The organism is Paraburkholderia sediminicola (assembly GCF_046027355.1).
GTDB lineage: Bacteria > Pseudomonadota > Gammaproteobacteria > Burkholderiales > Burkholderiaceae > Paraburkholderia > Paraburkholderia sediminicola_B.
The window spans coordinates 245,763-259,244 of record NZ_JAQQEK010000001.1 but is presented as its reverse complement, the minus strand read 5'-3'; the positions used below and the strand labels follow the sequence as shown (position 1 = coordinate 259,244).

The following is a 13,482-nucleotide window of genomic DNA, read 5'->3' as shown; positions in this document are numbered from 1 at the left end:
GCGAGTCTCTTAACAACGGGTGGGATTGGAGCGGCCGCACCGCGCTAATCCATTCGCAGACCGCCCGGCACGATTAAAAAAGCAGGCCATATTGGCCTGCTTGCCGGAAGTAACGCGATTGCAGTCTGGACAATCAGCGGGTGAAAACCCGAATGGACCACACCATAACATCGTATTAAATCGCTCGCTGACGACTCCGGAAAATTGCAGTCAAGCGTGGGGTTATTGGCATGGATTGCGCGCCTGGCTCCCTGCGCGGGAATGACGCGGCAGGGCGTAGCGAAGCGTGAGCGTCACTTGATGGGTCGTTTCGCCGAGCGCACCGATCATCCGCTACATTCCATGGCGCTCGCATAACGGCGGCTGACGGGAAGCGGTGCTCGCAATCGCGCACCGCATTCCCAAAGACAGATCGGTCATTGACCAAAATAGATTCTGCATTGCGGCCCGGAAGACATGCAGGGCTGGCTTTGCCGGCCTCCCGCTTCCGATTGCCCCGTGGCCACGCCTCCGTAGGACACGTTCCGCACCGGCTGGGCGCCGGGCATGCCCTGTCCCGATTCGCTGAACGACATGTCGGTCGTCGCTTGTGCCGATTCGTTCGCGTTCTGTTGCATCAGCGCGCGGCCCGACATGCCGGCGCCCTGCTGGCCCTCAATGTCCAGCGCGGCCGCTGTTTTCGGCGCCAGTAGGAGCACGGCGCTGGCCAGCGCCATCCATAATCGTAGTTTCATGTCCAGACTCCTTGAATCCGGCGCAGCAGTTCTCGTCCTCCAAAGAATTGATCCGCGAAAAAAAGCCAGGTTGCCCAATGGGCAGACGGACGAGTCGATGCCGATGCCAACTGCCGCGGCGAGTCATCGAACTAAACGAGTAATGAGTTGCCAGACCTGCAACCGATGTCGGACGCGTTCTCGCGGCTGGCCGGAATCAGTCGCCGCAGGCTGGAAGCACGGATTTTGGCTCCGCTGTTTTCTTTATAGCTCGGCCACTCAGGAATTCAATCGCGGAACACCCGGTCCGGTCTGCCGCAGCCGGAGTAGTTCGATAGAAGGGTTTTGCACAAAATCATCCAAACCGGTACGTGCGTTGGCCGCACAGTGCGTTATGATGCTGACATAACGTCAATAATCGGCCCCGCGCGAAGTACCGGCGAGAGACGGAGCGTGGAGATGAAACCGGCCTGCCGCAATCAGTGCATCGTCAATACCGTTTTTTCCCTTGTGGGCATGAGGCTTAGCGTCAGTCGTACGCTGCCTTCCTTGCCGCGCGGCGAAGCGCTTGAATATTCACTGATCGACATCCCTGAATTTGATAGGCGGCCGGGTCGGCTAATTGCTGCGCCGCGATAAATGGTGCGATGTTTTTAAATGCTGCCTTTGGAATTTCCTTCAATCGATAACCACACCGCGGGCCGTCCCCATTTATATGGGTCGATGCTTTCGCGGATTTCCCTTGCAATCTGTAATTGACAGAACGCCAGACGTTTTAGAAGGACGAATATCTTATGGACGAAAGGAAGCGAGATAGCATGATTGCGTATCTCCGCCATCGCATGGAAGAGTTTGGCATCAAACCAGAAGACCTTGCTGCAGTGCTGGCATCCGAGCCGGCCGCGCAAAAGGCTGAACGCTACCGTAGCGCAACTGGAGATAGCTGGGACGGCAAGGGCGAGATGCCCCAGTGGCTGAAACAGGCAATCAGCGCAGGTCAATCCATTGACCACTTTGAATTGTCGGCCACGCCGGCGCCTGCTCCGCAGCCGAAAAAACGCGTGGACTGGCAGAACGACCCGTTCGCCGGAAGTCCGCTCGCACGTTCGAACAACCGATAGACCGCCGCAACATTCACCCGCTAGCGTAAGGAAATCACCCCGCACTTCCTCCTTGGGAAATCGCCTGTTCGGCAGATTCGCAAGCACGCATGTACCCGTGCCACGCACGCATGTGATGCGCTGTCGCGTGCGCTTGACCCGCCTTGCCCCCCTTTGTCATTTACATCCAGACGCCTGTGCCCTCTGTATATCCCGACAAAGCAGCGCAATTGCGCGCGCAGTGACTTTTGCCGGCGTTTCGCCTCAGGCCCGACTGAGATTGAGACTGAGGCAGCGCCTGCGCCAGGTGTTCAAGCGTCACACGTCGTGACGCGCTGCGGCGAGGCGCTCAAAGCGGGGATCGCGGCCGCCGTCGCCGCAGCGCTGGCCGGCGTCGCATATTGCGGGAGTTCGATAAACGCGCTCATCTGCCGCACGATTTGCCAGAACACCTTTTCGAATAGACGCGCGCGCTCGGAGTCGGCGATGTCGTCGGAGAGCGGATCGGCGAAGCTCCAGGCGCACGACGCTGGCTCGCCAGGAAACGCGGGCGCGTGGTGTGCGTCGGCGGATTCGTCCAGCGCGACGACGAGGTCCATGCGCGGCGCCCATTCGCCGGTGAATTCCAGCCAGCTTTTTGGGCTGAGAATGCCGAGGTCCGAGATGCCGGGCCGCAATTGCGCGACCGCGCATGGATGGACTCGCGCGGCCGGTTCCGGCCCCGCGCTGAACGCGTCGAACCGGTGTCCCGCCAGTTCCCGCAACAAAGCTTCGGCAATGATGCTACGTGCTGAATTCTCTCGACAGAGAAACAGCACCTTATATTTTCTGGTCACGCTTACCCCGTACCCGTGTTTTTTTGTTTGATTCTGTGTGCAATTCTGCCGGCTCAGTCTTGCGCCCTCGTGACACTACGATGTTCAAATTTGTTGCGCCACGAGAATTTGTACCAGGGGTCGCTCGCTCGCGGGCAACGGGCATCGGGCAACGGGCGTCGCGCTTGCGCGGAAGTCTACCAGCGCAAGCGTCGAGCTTTCATTCAGCCTTCAGCAGAGGGCAAGCCGGAATCGAGCGCTTCAGACAGAAGCGTCACTCTCGCGCCGGTCGGAGAGGATCCGGTTGGCCGCGTCGCTTCCGTTGGACGCCGCTGCCGGCGAAGTATCGAACATCATGGCCGCGGGCGGCGTGTTGATCGCCTTGACGCCATTGGCAATGCCGGGTGCCGCGACGTACGGAACAAACGCCGCCACCGCAACTACAACGATGAAAGTGAACATGGCCGTCGTGCCTCTCGGGATTGACTGCGTGAAAGTCAAACGAAGCAGGACCGCGTGGCAATGAGCAGGCGTCGCTCTTCACGGCGGCGTTCGAGCGACCACTGTCGCGGACGTGTCATTGATTCTAGAAGTGCAAATTCGAACGCTAAAGGCCACTCTCTATATCAATTCGGTCTACCTCTATCGTCTACCGGCCAGGGCGTCATTCGTCACACGGCTGCCGATTCGGTGGTCTCGCATTGCGGCTCGCCGCCAGGCCATGCGGCGTGTGCGCCCGCCGATTGTGCTGCTGACAGCGACGCACTATTTCCCCCAGACGGATTTATCGCGGCCAGTCCCGCCTTCATACTGAGCTTGAGAGTTTTTGCGCGTACGTCATGCCGACCGGACGAGCGACGCGCCACGCCACACCACGACGGAAATCACGGGATGCTGAACAGAAACGCCATTAGCTCGGGCGCCTACCTCGAAAGTTTTGAGTCGCTGCCCAAGGAAATGCTGTGGACGCAGGCGCAGATCGACGCGTCGCTCGCGCACACCATGCAGCAGCGTCCGGACACCGGCGATGTCTGGGTCTTCGCCTACGGCTCGCTGATGTGGAATCCGATCTCGGACTTCGACAGCCGCCGCATCGCGACCCTGCACGGCTGGCATCGCAGCTTCTGCATCCGCATGATCGCCGGACGCGGCACGCCGCAGCAGCCAGGCCGCATGCTTTCGCTCGAACAAGGCGGCAGCACGCAAGGCGTCGCGTTGCGCCTGTGCGGCGAGACGCTCGAAGAAGAACTGCGCATTCTCTGGATTCGCGAGATGGTGACCGGTGCCTATCGTCCGACGTGGGCGCCGCTCACGCTCGAGGACGGCACCGAACTATTCGCTATCGCCTTCGTGGCGGACCACGGGAATTCACAATACGAAGGCGACGCGCGAGCGCCGCTGATCGCACCGTTGATGGCCGTGGCGACCGGGCTGTTCGGCACGAACGCGGAGTACGTGTTCAAGCTGCAGAGCGCGCTCGCGGACTGCGGCCTGAACGACCCTTATATCGACGAACTCGCCTCGGAACTGACGCGAATCGCCGGCCAGCCGGCGTGATGCGTCAAAACCGCAAGCCGTTGAGAAACTGAAACCACAAACCTTCCAGGACGCCGGCCGGATGGGTCTCGGCAGCGGGTTCTTCCCGGTTGCCCGAATGGGCGCGGCTGGCCTGCGAACCCTGCCTGGCGGTGTCCTGTTTCACTGAGCTTGCCTCGGACCGGGTTGAAGCATCGGACACCTCAGACGCCTCTGCGGCATCGGCCTCCGCCTTCGCCGCTTCGCGGCGCGAGGCCTGCAACGCCGACACGCTGTCCGCGATCTGCGCGGCTCGCCGTGCCTCGCATTGACGCCCAAGCAGCACGCCAAAGAGCACATCGCGATTGTGACCGTCGTCGGCGAAACGCATGGCGAGCGAGACCATCTCCGCATACGCGGCTTCGTCGGCAGCGCGCGCCGCCGCTTCGCGCTCGGCTTGCGCCTTCTGCTGGCGTGCGTGCTGCGCTTCCCAACTACGCATCTGCTCGGCGTAGACCGCGTCGTACACCTTGCGCTGTGCGGCGTCCGAGAGGATCGCGTACGCGTCCTTGATTTCCTGGAAGGTGGCGCGCGCCACTTCTTCAGCGCCGCTATTGCGGTCGGGATGCCACTTCATCGCGGCCTTGCGGTAGGCTCGCTTGATTTCTTCGTCCGTGGCGTGCGTGGGCACGCCGAGGGTGTCATAAAGGGTTGCCATTGCTTGTTCGACCTCGCCGTGATTGGCTTCGCGGACGATCGTAACATGCGGAAAACGGCTTAATCGTGAAGTGGCCCGGTCGCGGGCCTCTCAGTCCGCGGATAAAAAAAGGCCCCGCCACTGGCGTGGCGGGGCCGAGTCCCATGTCAAGGAGGTGTCATGGAGGAGACGATTCGATCATAGCCGCATGTCATCGCGCCCCCAAACAATGCTTCGCCATATGCTTATCCGGCGCGGTCTCAAGTGCATTGCAGCGTACGCGGCATGAGCGCCACGACGCCGACGGTGGGCGCGCCGCGGCGCCGGCAACACGCCGCGCGGTTATATCGTTAGAACAAAAAGTCGCTTCGTGCGGCGCCCGGCGCTGATTAAGATGACACTTCAAAGTCCGGTTCGCCCCGGTCCGCTGCGCGCAGCCCCGCGCCGGCGCATCGTGAGCCGCTACCGAAGGAGCATTTCGTTGACCAGTTTCGATCATCATCGCCGGCCGCTCGTCATCGGCATTGGCGGCACGACACGCGCCGCCTCGTCGACTGAACGCGCGCTCGGCTTCGCGTTGCGCGGCGCCCAAGCGGCCGGCGCGAACACCCGCCTGTTCGGCGGCACTTTCCTGCATAGCCTGCCCCACTACGCCCCGGAACAGGCTCACCGCACGGACGAACAACTCGAGCTGATCGAGGCGGTGCGCCACGCGGACGCGCTGATCATCGCCACGCCCGGCTATCACGGCGGCGTGTCCGGTCTCGTCAAGAACGCGCTCGACACGCTCGAGGAACTACGCGCCGACGAGCGCCCATATCTGGATGGCCGCGCGGTTGGCTGTATCGTCACGGCGTATGGCTGGCAGGCCGCGGGTTCGGTGCTGACGTCGTTGCGCTCGATCGTCCACGCGTTGCGCGGCTGGCCGACCCCGTTCGGCGCCGGCATCAACACGCTGGAAACGCGCTTCGACACCGTCGACACCTGCTCCGACGCAAAGGTCGTCGATCAGCTCGCCACGGTCGGCCAGCAGGCCGCGCAATTCGCGCTGGCGTTCAACGCGCACCGCACGCCGGACGCCGCGCCGCTCGCCGGCAACGCGCTCAAGGAAGCACAACCCGCGCGCCTCCTGCACGCGGTTTAAATCCCCGCTTTACATCCCCTTTCCGCCACAAGACTCACGACTCCGTGGACCCGCCTGGGCGGCCCACGGCGCGGTCGTTCGCGCGAACCGTGCGGCACATAACAGACCCGTGATCCGCAACGCCGGATAGTGTGTTTGAACACAGCGAATATGATCCGATCGGGGCTCCTGTACACCTCCCTCCTGATTTGCTTACGACGAAAGATTGGTTCACCCGCTGCGCAGCGCGGCCTAGGCTTGATCCTGCCCGCTGATTTACCGGCCGCGTGACGCTACGGGTTGCGTCCGACGTGCCGGCCTTTTCGCAACGCATGCGGGGCATAACGACTGCCAAAAAATCATGAACGCACATATTCGCTACAAGGGTTACGAAGTTGCACCGGCCGCACAACAACTGCCCAACGGCCTGTTCGCCGCCAACCTGACCATCGAGAAAACTTCCGCGAATCACGACCAGCATTATTCATTCGACGCGCTCGATTACTTCTTCGACGAAGAGCACGCGCTGGCTTACGCATTCCGCTGGGGACGCATGTGGATCGATAACCACCAGTAAAATCACCGATCGCGTCATTTGCATCATTTTGCGTTGGGAGCGGCGCCGGCCAGCTTGCGCCGCTCGGCATCGGAATTTGAACGGTTGTGCCAGAATAGGCGACACTTCGAGTTCGCCCTCTGTACGCCTGCCATGTCCGACACACTGACAGATGTTGCCGAAGACCGCACCTTACGCCATTGGACATTCCGCGGCCCCGCCCGCGTGAAGATCGGTTCCGAGGCGCACCAGCAGATGTTTTGCCGGATGCTGCTTGAAACCCACAACCCTTATAAGCCCGCCGTGATCGAATGGCCGGCCTTGCCGCCGGATGCACTTGGGCGGCTGTGTTCGCTGCCGATCTGGGATATCGCGGTGCAGACCGAAGGCCGCGCGTCGATCGCCGTCGATACCTATGCCGCGCAGTTGAGCGATCCGCTGCTGCGCGAAGCCATCACCATGGACGGCGACGAAGAAGCGCGTCACAAGCATGTGCTTTCCAAGCTGATCGCCGCGTACGGCATCGAGATCGCGCCCGAGCCAGACTATCCGCCGCCGCGCGACGCCGAACGGGAATGGATGCGCACGGGCTATAGCGAATGCATCGACAGTTTCTTTGCGTTCGGACTATTCCGCTCGGCGCAGCAGTCGGGATTTTTTCCGGAGGCGCTGGTCGAGACTTTCGAGCCGGTGATTCAGGAAGAAGCGCGCCATATTCTGTTTTTCATCAACTGGGTCGCGTTGTATCGGCGCACCATGCCACTTTGGCGCAGACCGTGGCATTCGCTGCGCGTGGCCGCGATCTGGGTGGTGCTGGTCTGGCAGCGCCTCGCGATCGCGCGAGGTATCGACGCTAAAGGCATGGCACACGATTCGAATTTTCTGCCCGCGAGCAGCGGCGTCATTGGCGAAGCCATGAACGCGCGCGACCTGTTCGCGCTCTGCCTCGCGGAAAACGACCGGCGCATGAGCGGTTACGATACGAGACTGCTGCGGCCCAGGCTGGTGCCCACGCTGGCCCGCCTCGCACTGCGCTTCATCAAACCCTCGCGCCGGGAAACCCCATCAGGACAAGGAGACGCCGGCCATGACATGGACCGTCGATGAACAACTCGCGTTGACCGCTACAGAAGCCGTCGCCGCGATCCAGTCCGGCCGGCTGAACGCCGCCGACTACGTGGCCACCTTGCTCGCGCGCGCGGCGGCGCTCTCGAGTCTCAATGCGCTCACCACGCTCGACCTCGACGGTGCGCTCGCCGCCGCGCGGCGCATCGACGCCTTGCCCGTGGCCGACAGGGCCCGCTTGCCGCTCGCCGGTTTGCCTATCGTCGTGAAGGACAACATCAACACGGCGGGCATGCAGACTTCGGCGGGCACACCGGCGCTCGAAGGCTTTGTGCCGAAGACCAATGCGCCCTCGGTGCAGCGCCTCATCGACGCTGGCGCGATCGTGCTCGGCAAGGCGAATATGCACGAACTGGCATTCGGCATCACCAGTACGAACCTCGCCACGCATGCCGGCCCGGTGCGCAATCCCTACGATCCCTCGCTGATTCCGGGTGGCTCGTCGGGCGGCACCGCGGCGGCGATTGCCGCGCGCATCGTACCCGCGGGTCTGGGCACCGACACCGGCGGCTCGACCCGTATTCCGGCCGCGTTGACGGGCACGGCGGGGTTTCGTCCCTCGGTCGGCAACGGCGGCGCCGAACGACGCTATCACGATCCGAACGCCGTGGTGCCGATCAGCCATACGCGCGACACCGTCGGGCCGATGGCGCGCACCGTCGCCGATATCGCGCTGCTCGACGGCGTGATCACCGGCGCCGGTGCATTGCCGGCCGTGGCGTTGAACGGTTTGCGCATCGGCTTGCCCGCGCCGCTCTGGGAAGGACTCGAGCGCCAGGTGGAAGACGTCGCGCGGGCCGCGTTGAAGCAGCTCGAAGCGGCTGGTGTGGTGTTCGTGCCGGTGGCGATGAGCGAGCTGGACGAGCTGAACGGCATGGTGGGCAGCCCGATCGCGATCCATGAGCCGCTCGAGGACGTGCTGACCTGGCTCGTCGCCAACGACGCGCCCGTCAAAACCGTCGTCGAATTGGCGGCGCGCATTGCCAGCCCGGACGTGCGCGCAATCTACGACGGCGTGCTCGGCGATGTCCTCGGCGACCGCTACGAGGCCGCGTTGAATCATTGGCGACCGCGCTTGCAGCAGTACATGGCCGCGACGTTCGCCGATGAGCGCCTCGACGCGCTGCTGTTTCCGACCACGCGCCTCGCCGCCGTGCCGATCGACGACATCAACGGCTCGTCCGTGGTCTCGATCGACGGTTCGGCAGCGATCGACACCATGGACGCCTTTCTACGCAACACCGATCCGGCCAGCACCTCGGGCATTCCGGGGCTCTCGCTGCCGGCGGGCATGACGGCAAGCGGCTTGCCAGTGGGACTCGAACTGGACGGCCCGCTCGGCGAAGACCGACGTCTTCTTGCGATTGGCGTTGTGTTCGAACAGCTGCTTGGCACGTTGCCGGCACCGGTGCTGTGATACGGCGACGACTTTCACAACGCCCCTAAAAAACTCGACTAAAACACCGATGAAAACACCAATGCCCGCTCTCCCGCGGCGGGCCCTCTTGCGCCACGGCGCGCGAATCGCCGCGGCGTTAGCCATCGCGTTGGCCGCCAGCGCATGCGCGCGGCTCACCACCGTCGACTCGAATGCGCTGTGGAAAATCGTCGATCTGCGCTGCGTGCCGTCGCAGCAGGCAACCGGCACGCCGGGCCAATGCACGTTCGTCGATCTGAACAAACGCTACGCTATCCTGAAGGATATTGTCGGACGCTCGCAGCATCTGTTGATTCCGACCGACCGCATCACCGGGATCGAAAGCCCGCTCGTGCTCGCGCCGCATGCGCAGGACTACTGGGTCGACGCCTGGCATGCGCGGACCTACGTCGAGAAGTCGCTCAAGCGCTCGCTGCCCGACAATCAACTCAGCCTCGAAATCAACTCGCAATATCGCCGCACGCAAAACCAGTTGCATATCCATATCGATTGCATGCGCGGCGACATCAGCGAGGCGCTCGCGCGTCACGCGAAGGACTCGCCTGACGAATGGCGCTGGGAGACGCTCGACGGTAATCGCTACCGCATCATGCGCGTGACCTCGCTTGAGGGGGCCGACAACCCGTTTCGCATCGTCGCGCGGGACAATCAGGGCGCTGCGGCGATGGCCGGGCAAACCATCCTCGTGACGGGCGCGGGGCCGTCCGCGGAAAAGGACGGCTGGCTGGTCGTGAACAGCGGGCTCGACGTGAACAACGGCAGCGGTTCGGCCGAAGGTCTTCAGGATCACGCCTGCCGCGTGGCGGATACGCCGTGAGCGCCTGATCGGCAAGGCTGGAAGGCGCACCGGCATCCAGGCTGGCCCGCCTATGCACGTTTGAGCAGATGCATTGCTGAACAAATTGGTTCTGGCAACGCGCGTGGGTCCGTAGGATCGGTCTGAACCTGCATTCCGACCGATCCCGTCCATGGCGATTTATCTCGACGATACACAACGCAACACACTCGCCCGCCTGGCGACAAGCTGGACCTGGCGCACGCAATGGCCGACCTGGGCGCTGATCGTGACGATCTATGGAGGATGGTTCGGCGTGGCGACGCATGCGCGCGAACTCGGCTTGCCGCTCACCGCGCTTCTGCTCGCCGTGCTCGGCACGTGGTACATGTCCTTGCAACATGAACTGCTGCACGGCCACCCCACACGTTCGCCGTTCGTCAACGCATTGCTTGGGTTCGCGCCGCTCGCGGTGTGGTTTCCCTATGGCATCTATCGCGACTCACATCTTCAGCATCACGACGATCCGCATCTGACGCATTCCGAGCGCGACCCCGAGAGCTACTTCGTCAGCGCGCTCGTGTGGCGACGCGCGGGTTGGGCGATTCGCGCACTGCTGACCTTCCGCAATACGTTTATCGGCCGCTTGCTGGTCGGGCCGGCGTTCGCCATTGCCGCAACGGGTATGGATGCGCTGCGTCGAATCAGACGCGGCGATTGGCGCGATGTCCCGGTGTGGCTCGCGCACTTCGCCGCACTCGCCGCGCTCACGGCCTGGCTGCAACATGGGTGCGGGATTCCGGTGTGGATCTTTGTCGTCGGCGCGGGTTATGGAGCGCTGTCGTTGGGTTCGATCCGCTCGTTTCAGGAACATCGCGCGGCGCAGGCACACGAGCATCGCAGCGTTATCAACGAAGCAGCGTGGTTCTGGCGGTTGCTGTTTCTGAACAATAACTACCATCTGGTTCATCACGACTTGCCTCATGTGCCGTGGTTTGCACTTCGGGATGTCTATGAGACGTCCCGCCAGCAATACATAGAGCGCTCAGGGGGCTTTCTGGTAAAAGGTTACAGCGAATGGTTGAACCTTTACGCGTTCTCTCCGGTTGCAAGTCCGGTTTATGGGGATCTATCTGACTTGATCCAGAGTAATCCGCCTGCTCCGGACAGTTTTGCGGGTAAATTGCGCGTGAAATTCATGGTCGTTGTCCGTCGAGGAAAACTCCATGAAGCTGATCTACCCGCTACTGTTGAACGCCAAACCGCAAGGCAAGCCCTATAAGATCCGTGACCGCGACTCCATGTATCTGCGGGTGTCGGTCTCGGGTTCGAAGGTATGGAAATTTGACTACCGGCTGGATGGCAAGGATTGCAGCTACACGCTTGGGCGATTCCCTGACCTGTCTATAAGTGACGCCCGCCAACGTCGCAACGACGCGGCCAGGCCCGTGGCGTCCGGCATCCATCCCAAGGCCCATGAGCAGCAGTTGCAACTGCAGACGATCACACACAACAAGAACTTCAGAGATAACGTTCAACATGTTGTCTGGGTCGTCGCTGACATAGCTGGATTGCTCGTACTCGTGGCAGTCAAATTGCCCCATTGGGCCGATGATTGCCGGTATCCACGCAACACACAAGCACCTCCGCATCGTCCTTGCTGAGACTCAAATAGACATGCCCCACCGAACTGTCGAAATACAGGCTGTCGCCGGGCATCAGTTTGAACGACTTGCTGTTTTCGAAGCGCAATTCCAGTTTGCCGCTCAACAGGAACACGAATTCTTCGCCTGAATGCCGGATGTACTCAGGAAAGTCCGACACGGCGCGCGCGTGAATGTGCGCGCGCATCGGCATCATGCGCTTGCCGGTCAGATTGTTGGCGAGCATGCCGTACTCGTAATTCGGCGTGTCGTAAATCTCCTGCTTGCCGGATGGCGTAAACGACGGTTTCAACGCGCCGGCGGCCTGCTTTCGGCGCCGACCGAAAATGGCATCGAACTCCAGATCGAGCGAGTGCGCAAGCGCCGCGAACTTGTCGTAGGTCAGCGCGATATCGCCGCGCTCGGCCTTCGAGATCGTCGACACCGCAATGCCGGAACGCTCCGACAGTTCCGTCAGCGTCAGTCCGCGCGCCTTGCGTGCCTGTCGCAAATGCCCGCCCACCAGTTTGTGGTCAAGCGCGGGCGGCGCCTCGCGCGTGTCCCCGACTTGATCTTCCACCACGGCTTTGGCCATCTCACTCACTTCCACAGAAAATTTTCTCATATACGAGAATTTATTTTTTCTCGTATATGATAACTCACGTCGATTCCACCCTTCCTGTGGGAACCCTATCGTGTCTACCCTTGCTCTGAGTAAGTCCGGTCTGACGAAAACCCACGTTATCACCGCCACGACGATCGGCACGGCGCTCGAATTCTACGACTTCACGATCTACAGTTTCTTCGCGATCCAGATCGGGCAGTTGTTCTTTCCGGGCGCTTCGCCGGTCAATCAGTTCCTGCTGTCGATCGGCGTATTCGGCGTAGGTTTCGTGGTGCGGCCCCTGGGTGGCATCGTGATCGGCGCTTACGCGGACCGCGCGGGCCGCAAGAAAGCGATGGTCCTCACCATCATGTTGATGGCGCTGAGTTGCGCGATGATCGCTTGTGCGCCGACCTACGCCGTTGCAGGACTCGCCGCGCCGTTGATCGTGCTGAGCGCGCGCCTCATCCAGGGCTTCGCCGCAGGCGGCGAGTTTGGCCCAGGCACCACCCTGCTGGTCGAATATGCGACCGACAACACGCGCGCCTTCTTCGCCAGCTGGAACTTCGCGGCCACTGCCGCCGGTCTCGTGCTCGGCGCGCTCGTGGCCACGCTAATCAACGCCACGCTGCCCAAACAGGCGATCCTCGAATGGGGCTGGCGTATTCCCTTCCTGCTCGGCATCGTCGCCGCTCCGGCCGGCATGCTGATCCGCAAGCGGCTCGAAGAAACGCTCGCCGAGCGCAAGCCCGGCGAAGCGCCGCCGCGCGGCGCGTTGAAAGCGGCGCTGACCACGCATCTGAATCTGACCGTACTCGGCACGTTCGCCGAACTGGGCGGCTCCGTGTCCGTCTACATCACAGCGTTTTTCCTGCCGAGCCACGCGGTGCGCACCTTGCATCTCTCCTCCACCGCTGCTGTCACGTCGGGCATTGTCAGCTCGCTCGTGTTGTTCGCTGCGGCGCCGCTGGCGGGCATGCTCGCGGACCGCTTCAGCCGCAAGCGCGTGCTGATTATTTCGCGCGTCGTGATGCTGCTGCTCGTCTATCCGGCCTTCGCCTTCCTCAGCGCGCATCCGTCAATGACCGCGCTGTGCATCGTATCGGCCGTGCTCGCCGTGTTTGTCGCGGGACAGATCGTGCCGGTGCTCGTGATGATCCCGGAACTCTTTCCAAAGCATGTCCGCGCAACCGGTATTGCGTTGACCTACGTAGTGAGCGCATCGTTCTTTGGCGGCTTCTCGCCGTTCATCGCAAGCTGGCTGGTCGCGCAAACCGGCAACCCGCTCGCGCCGGCCTGGTATGTGGCCACCGCGTGCGCCATCTCGCTGGTGCCGGTAATCTGGCTGAAGGACCGTACGGGCGAAGCGCTCGCCTGA

The 13,482-nt window shown here is 62.3% G+C and carries 15 protein-coding genes; 10 read left to right on the top strand and 5 right to left on the bottom strand.

What is annotated here, in order from left to right:
- Nucleotides 1-416 precede the first annotated feature (416 nt).
- Nucleotides 417-734: a hypothetical protein gene (locus tag PQR42_RS01215; RefSeq protein ID WP_408209509.1), complete on the bottom strand. Its 318-nt coding sequence runs from the start codon at nucleotides 732-734 to the stop codon at nucleotides 417-419.
- Nucleotides 735-1,507: 773 nt separating this feature from the next.
- On the opposite strand from PQR42_RS01215, the gene PQR42_RS01210 reads away from it, so the two are divergent.
- Nucleotides 1,508-1,834: an H-NS family nucleoid-associated regulatory protein gene (locus PQR42_RS01210; protein WP_408209512.1), complete on the top strand. Its 327-nt coding sequence runs from the start codon at nucleotides 1,508-1,510 to the stop codon at nucleotides 1,832-1,834.
- Nucleotides 1,835-2,124: 290 nt separating this feature from the next.
- Here the strand turns inward: PQR42_RS01210 and PQR42_RS01205 are convergent, their stop codons facing one another.
- Both PQR42_RS01205 and PQR42_RS01200 read right to left on the bottom strand, forming a co-directional pair.
- Nucleotides 2,125-2,649, bottom strand: coding sequence for an arsenate reductase/protein-tyrosine-phosphatase family protein (locus PQR42_RS01205; protein ID WP_408384840.1), 525 nt, complete (start codon nucleotides 2,647-2,649; stop codon nucleotides 2,125-2,127).
- Between the two features lie 240 nt (nucleotides 2,650-2,889).
- A complete protein-coding gene (locus PQR42_RS01200; RefSeq protein ID WP_408384842.1) occupies nucleotides 2,890-3,090 on the bottom strand; it encodes a hypothetical protein in 201 nt (66 codons plus the stop codon).
- 429 nt (nucleotides 3,091-3,519) lie between these two features.
- Between PQR42_RS01200 and PQR42_RS01195 the strand changes: the two genes are divergently transcribed.
- A complete protein-coding gene (locus PQR42_RS01195; RefSeq protein WP_408384844.1) occupies nucleotides 3,520-4,185 on the top strand; it encodes a gamma-glutamylcyclotransferase in 666 nt (221 codons plus the stop codon).
- Between the two features lie 4 nt (nucleotides 4,186-4,189).
- Here the strand turns inward: PQR42_RS01195 and PQR42_RS01190 are convergent, their stop codons facing one another.
- Complete coding sequence (locus PQR42_RS01190; RefSeq protein ID WP_408209524.1) at nucleotides 4,190-4,861, bottom strand: J domain-containing protein; 672 nt, start codon at nucleotides 4,859-4,861, stop codon at nucleotides 4,190-4,192.
- 460 nt (nucleotides 4,862-5,321) lie between these two features.
- Between PQR42_RS01190 and PQR42_RS01185 the strand changes: the two genes are divergently transcribed.
- The 7 genes from PQR42_RS01185 to PQR42_RS01155 all read left to right on the top strand — a co-directional run bounded on the left by PQR42_RS01185 (nucleotide 5,322) and on the right by PQR42_RS01155 (nucleotide 11,521).
- Nucleotides 5,322-5,984, top strand: a complete 663-nt coding sequence (locus PQR42_RS01185; protein ID WP_408209527.1) for an NADPH-dependent FMN reductase — start codon at nucleotides 5,322-5,324, stop codon at nucleotides 5,982-5,984.
- A 340-nt stretch (nucleotides 5,985-6,324) separates the two neighbouring features.
- Nucleotides 6,325-6,540: a DUF6566 family protein gene (locus tag PQR42_RS01180; RefSeq protein ID WP_012427561.1), complete on the top strand. Its 216-nt coding sequence runs from the start codon at nucleotides 6,325-6,327 to the stop codon at nucleotides 6,538-6,540.
- 132 nt (nucleotides 6,541-6,672) lie between these two features.
- Complete coding sequence (locus PQR42_RS01175) at nucleotides 6,673-7,626, top strand: ferritin-like domain-containing protein (RefSeq protein ID WP_408384847.1); 954 nt, start codon at nucleotides 6,673-6,675, stop codon at nucleotides 7,624-7,626.
- Complete coding sequence (iaaH, locus tag PQR42_RS01170; RefSeq protein ID WP_408384849.1) at nucleotides 7,607-9,061, top strand: indoleacetamide hydrolase; 1,455 nt, start codon at nucleotides 7,607-7,609, stop codon at nucleotides 9,059-9,061. Before PQR42_RS01175 ends, iaaH begins: the two co-directional genes overlap by 20 nt.
- Nucleotides 9,062-9,110: 49 nt before the next feature.
- Nucleotides 9,111-9,899 carry a CDP-diacylglycerol diphosphatase gene (locus tag PQR42_RS01165; RefSeq protein ID WP_408384851.1) on the top strand — a complete coding sequence of 263 codons (789 nt, stop codon included), beginning with the start codon at nucleotides 9,111-9,113 and terminating at the stop codon, nucleotides 9,897-9,899.
- A 151-nt stretch (nucleotides 9,900-10,050) separates the two neighbouring features.
- The gene (locus tag PQR42_RS01160) at nucleotides 10,051-11,139 is read left to right on the top strand and encodes a fatty acid desaturase (RefSeq protein ID WP_408384853.1); all 1,089 of its coding nucleotides are present in this window, start codon (nucleotides 10,051-10,053) and stop codon (nucleotides 11,137-11,139) included.
- Nucleotides 11,084-11,521, top strand: a complete 438-nt coding sequence (locus tag PQR42_RS01155) for an Arm DNA-binding domain-containing protein (protein ID WP_408384855.1) — start codon at nucleotides 11,084-11,086, stop codon at nucleotides 11,519-11,521. The genes PQR42_RS01160 and PQR42_RS01155 overlap by 56 nt, the downstream gene beginning before the upstream one ends.
- Here the strand turns inward: PQR42_RS01155 and PQR42_RS01150 are convergent.
- Nucleotides 11,448-12,095, bottom strand: a complete 648-nt coding sequence (locus PQR42_RS01150; protein ID WP_408209542.1) for a helix-turn-helix domain-containing protein — start codon at nucleotides 12,093-12,095, stop codon at nucleotides 11,448-11,450. The genes PQR42_RS01155 and PQR42_RS01150 overlap by 74 nt on opposite strands.
- 100 nt (nucleotides 12,096-12,195) lie before the next feature.
- Between PQR42_RS01150 and PQR42_RS01145 the strand changes: the two genes are divergently transcribed.
- Complete coding sequence (locus PQR42_RS01145) at nucleotides 12,196-13,482, top strand: MFS transporter (protein WP_408384857.1); 1,287 nt, start codon at nucleotides 12,196-12,198, stop codon at nucleotides 13,480-13,482.

What these genes read in the sequence shown, in the direction of transcription:
- PQR42_RS01215 (WP_408209509.1), bottom strand. Translation starts at nt 734, where the DNA reads ATGAAACTACGATTATGGATGGCGCTGGCCAGCGCCGTGCTCCTACTG.
- PQR42_RS01210 (WP_408209512.1), top strand. Translation starts at nt 1,508, where the DNA reads ATGGACGAAAGGAAGCGAGATAGCATGATTGCGTATCTCCGCCATCGC.
- PQR42_RS01200 (WP_408384842.1), bottom strand. Translation starts at nt 3,090, where the DNA reads ATGTTCACTTTCATCGTTGTAGTTGCGGTGGCGGCGTTTGTTCCGTAC.
- PQR42_RS01195 (WP_408384844.1), top strand. Translation starts at nt 3,520, where the DNA reads ATGCTGAACAGAAACGCCATTAGCTCGGGCGCCTACCTCGAAAGTTTT.
- PQR42_RS01190 (WP_408209524.1), bottom strand. Translation starts at nt 4,861, where the DNA reads ATGGCAACCCTTTATGACACCCTCGGCGTGCCCACGCACGCCACGGAC.
- PQR42_RS01180 (WP_012427561.1), top strand. Translation starts at nt 6,325, where the DNA reads ATGAACGCACATATTCGCTACAAGGGTTACGAAGTTGCACCGGCCGCA.
- PQR42_RS01175 (WP_408384847.1), top strand. Translation starts at nt 6,673, where the DNA reads ATGTCCGACACACTGACAGATGTTGCCGAAGACCGCACCTTACGCCAT.
- iaaH (WP_408384849.1), top strand. Translation starts at nt 7,607, where the DNA reads ATGACATGGACCGTCGATGAACAACTCGCGTTGACCGCTACAGAAGCC.
- PQR42_RS01165 (WP_408384851.1), top strand. Translation starts at nt 9,111, where the DNA reads ATGAAAACACCAATGCCCGCTCTCCCGCGGCGGGCCCTCTTGCGCCAC.
- PQR42_RS01160 (WP_408384853.1), top strand. Translation starts at nt 10,051, where the DNA reads ATGGCGATTTATCTCGACGATACACAACGCAACACACTCGCCCGCCTG.
- PQR42_RS01155 (WP_408384855.1), top strand. Translation starts at nt 11,084, where the DNA reads ATGAAGCTGATCTACCCGCTACTGTTGAACGCCAAACCGCAAGGCAAG.
- PQR42_RS01150 (WP_408209542.1), bottom strand. Translation starts at nt 12,095, where the DNA reads ATGGCCAAAGCCGTGGTGGAAGATCAAGTCGGGGACACGCGCGAGGCG.